This window comes from Anaerotignum sp. (assembly GCF_031981185.1).
GTDB lineage: Bacteria > Bacillota > Clostridia > Lachnospirales > Anaerotignaceae > Chakrabartyella.
Map to the genome: position 1 here is coordinate 22,099 of NZ_DALYUL010000002.1, position 2,934 is coordinate 25,032.

General features: G+C 42.7%; 2 protein-coding genes and 2 pseudogenes. All 4 read right to left on the reverse strand.

Annotated elements, in window-relative coordinates:
* Positions 1-505, reverse strand: a pseudogene (locus RTK36_RS01075) (carboxynorspermidine decarboxylase); the annotation flags it as partial.
* The gene (locus RTK36_RS01080) at positions 505-1,707 is read right to left on the reverse strand and encodes a saccharopine dehydrogenase family protein (protein WP_312043461.1); all 1,203 of its coding nucleotides are present in this window, start codon (positions 1,705-1,707) and stop codon (positions 505-507) included. The gene RTK36_RS01080 and the pseudogene RTK36_RS01075, both read right to left, overlap by 1 nt.
* A gap of 14 nt (positions 1,708-1,721) precedes the next feature.
* Positions 1,722-2,570 (reverse strand): agmatinase, encoded by an 849-nt coding sequence (gene speB, locus RTK36_RS01085; protein WP_312043463.1) that lies wholly within the window; start codon positions 2,568-2,570, stop codon positions 1,722-1,724.
* A pseudogene (locus RTK36_RS01090) lies at positions 2,563-2,934 on the reverse strand (spermidine synthase); the annotation flags it as partial. The gene speB and the pseudogene RTK36_RS01090, both read right to left, overlap by 8 nt.

Consider the following 2,934-nt stretch of genomic DNA (forward strand, 5'->3'; position numbering starts at 1 on the left):
AATGCAGACCCTCTATTCCCTCTAGCAGATCAGTTCTAAAATTTTCTCTGGTCACACCTAAACGGGAGCCTTCAGCACAAGGGTCATAAATACCATGGGCTTGGGTGGAGTGTTGGGGATTCACCCGTATGCCACAGCTTTTTCCTGCCGCAAGAGCTCTTTTTCTATATTTTTGCCACTGGGCAAAGGAATTAAAGGTAATATGGTCGCAGATTTCTGTAACTTCTTGAAACTCCTTTTCCATATAGGCCGCCGAAAAAACATGGGTTTCCTTGCCCATCTCTTCATAGCCAAGCTTTGCCTCAAATAAACCACTGGCAGTTGTGCCATCCAGATAACACCCAATTAGTGGATAAACCGCAAACATAGAGAACGCCTTTTGTGCCAGCAGAATTTTACAGCCTGCACGATCGGCAACGTCTCTTAAAATAACGAGATTCTCGATTAAACTCTTCTCGTCAACCACATAACATGGTGTTTCCACAGAATATAATCGCTCATCCATTAGTCCACCAACTCAGGATTAAAATCTTCCACCCAAGGCAAGCCCCATTTATTTAATGCTTCCATGAATGGATCGGGATCAAACTCTTCCATATTCCAAACACCGGGCTGATTCCATTTTCCAGTCATCACCAGCATTGCTCCAATCATAGCTGGCACTCCTGTGGTATAAGAAATTGCCTGACTGCCCACTTCTTTATAGCATTCTTGATGGTCGCAAACGTTGTACAGATAATATGTTTTTTCTTTCCCATCCTTTTTCCCCTGGAAAATACAGCCGATGTTTGTTTTTCCAACGGTACGGGGGCCAAGACTTGCTGGATCAGGCAACACGGCCTTCAAAAACTGCAGAGGCACAATTTTCTTACCATCAAATTCGATAGGCTCAATCGAAGTCATACCCACATTCTCCAAGCATTTCAAATGGGTCAGATAGCTTTGGCCGAAGGTCATGAAGAAGCGAATACGCTGAATGCCTTTAATGTTTAAGCCCAAGCTTTCCAGTTCTTCATGATGGAGCAAATACATGTCTTTTTTACCAACTTCTGCAAAATCGTACTCACGCTTAATTTCCATTGGTTCTGTTTCTATCCATTCACCATTTTCCCAATAACTGCCGTTAGCAGTTACTTCTCTAATATTAATTTCAGGGTTAAAATTGGTTGCAAAAGGATAGCCATGGTCACCACCGTTGCAGTCAAGAATATCAATATAATTGATTTCATCAAAGTGATGCTTTTGGGCATAAGCGGAGAAAACACCGGTAACACCTGGGTCAAAACCACTGCCTAGCAATGCACAGATGCCCGCCTCTTTAAATTTCTCACGGTAATCCCATTGCCATTTATATTCAAACTTTGCAGTATCCAAAGGTTCATAGTTTGCAGTGTCCACATAATGGGTTTTTGTTGCAAGGCAAGCCTCCATAATGGTCAAATCCTGATAAGGCAAAGCCAGATTCAACACTACATCAGGCTTAAACGCATTGATAAGTACAACCAATTCCGCCACATTGTCAGCATCAACCTGTGCTGTGTGAATGATTGTTTTTGTTGTTCCATCAAGCTTTGCTTTTAATGCATCACATTTGGATTTGGTTCGGCTGGCAATCATAATTTCCTCAAAAACCTCGCTGTTTTGGCAACATTTGTGAATTGCAACACTGGCAACGCCACCGCAACCGATAATCATACATTTTCCCATTTTTTCTGTCTCCTTTACTTTGTAATCTGTAGTAATATTTCTCGTGTCATTTTACAAGCAATGGCAGTGGAACTGCCGCTTTGGTCATAATGGGGCGAAAGCTCGTTAATATCACATCCTACAATATTTAACTGATGCAGCTGCAAAACGGCCTCCATTAGTTCTTTAAAGGTAATGCCGCCCCCTTCAGGTGTACCTGTTCCGCAAAAAATGGAGGGATCTAATACATCCAAATCCAGTGTAAAATATACAGGCTTACCCTTTAATTGGGCTATAGTTTCCGAAAATCCTTCAAGGTCAAATTTATGGAGATTTGTATGTTTCTTTGCAAATTCAAACTCGTATTTTTCACCACTGCGAATGCCAAATTGGTGAATTCTTCCATCCCCCACAAGGTTCCATACCTGTTTGATTACGGTAGAATGGGAAAGATTTTCTCCCAAATAGTCCGTTCTAAGGTCGGTATGGGCATCTAGATGAATAATATGAACATCAGGATAACGCTCCACCACAGCCCGCACCGCCCCTAAGGTAATCAAATGTTCCCCTCCAAGCATGACAAAGCCCTTGCCATCATTAAGAATCTCCGTCGTGTATTCCTGAATCATTTCCAGAACTCTTTCCGTATTGCCAAAGGGAAGCTCCAAATCTCCACCGTCAAAAATTTGATAATCCGTCATATCTTTATCGCAGTAAGGGGAATAGGTTTCTATCCCAAAAGATTCGCTACGAATGGCTGAGGGTCCAAAGCGGGTACCAGGGCGAAAGGAGGTAGTTCCATCAAAGGGAACACCAAACAGCACAATTTCCGCATCCTCATATTCAGCTTCGCAGGCCAAAAAAGTTTGTATATTTTTAAGCATCCTCCAGCATCTCCTTTACATAATTGGGTAAGGCAAAGGCTCCTTGGTGCAGCTCCGTGTTATAATATTTTGTTTTTATCCCGAATGCATTCCAAACCTCTGCTTTCAAATCCTTCTGAGGATGCAGTGATTTTGATGCAAACCCAAACAACCAATGTCCCGAAGGATAAGTGGGGATGTGGGCCTGATACACAAAGCTCATGGGGAATGCATGGGAAATACGGCGATGGGCAGACTTCATAGCTTTTGCATCTTCTTCGTAAAAAGGGCTTTCGTGCTGATTCATCAATATCCCCTGCTCCGTTAAAGCACGGCAGCAGTTTCCGTAAAATTCCTTGGTAAATAGTACCTCGCCAGGGCCAAA

Coding starts and splice junctions, on each gene's coding strand:
- RTK36_RS01080 (WP_312043461.1), bottom strand. CDS start 1,707: ATGGGAAAATGTATGATTATCGGTTGCGGTGGCGTTGCCAGTGTTGCA.
- speB (WP_312043463.1), bottom strand. CDS start 2,570: ATGCTTAAAAATATACAAACTTTTTTGGCCTGCGAAGCTGAATATGAG.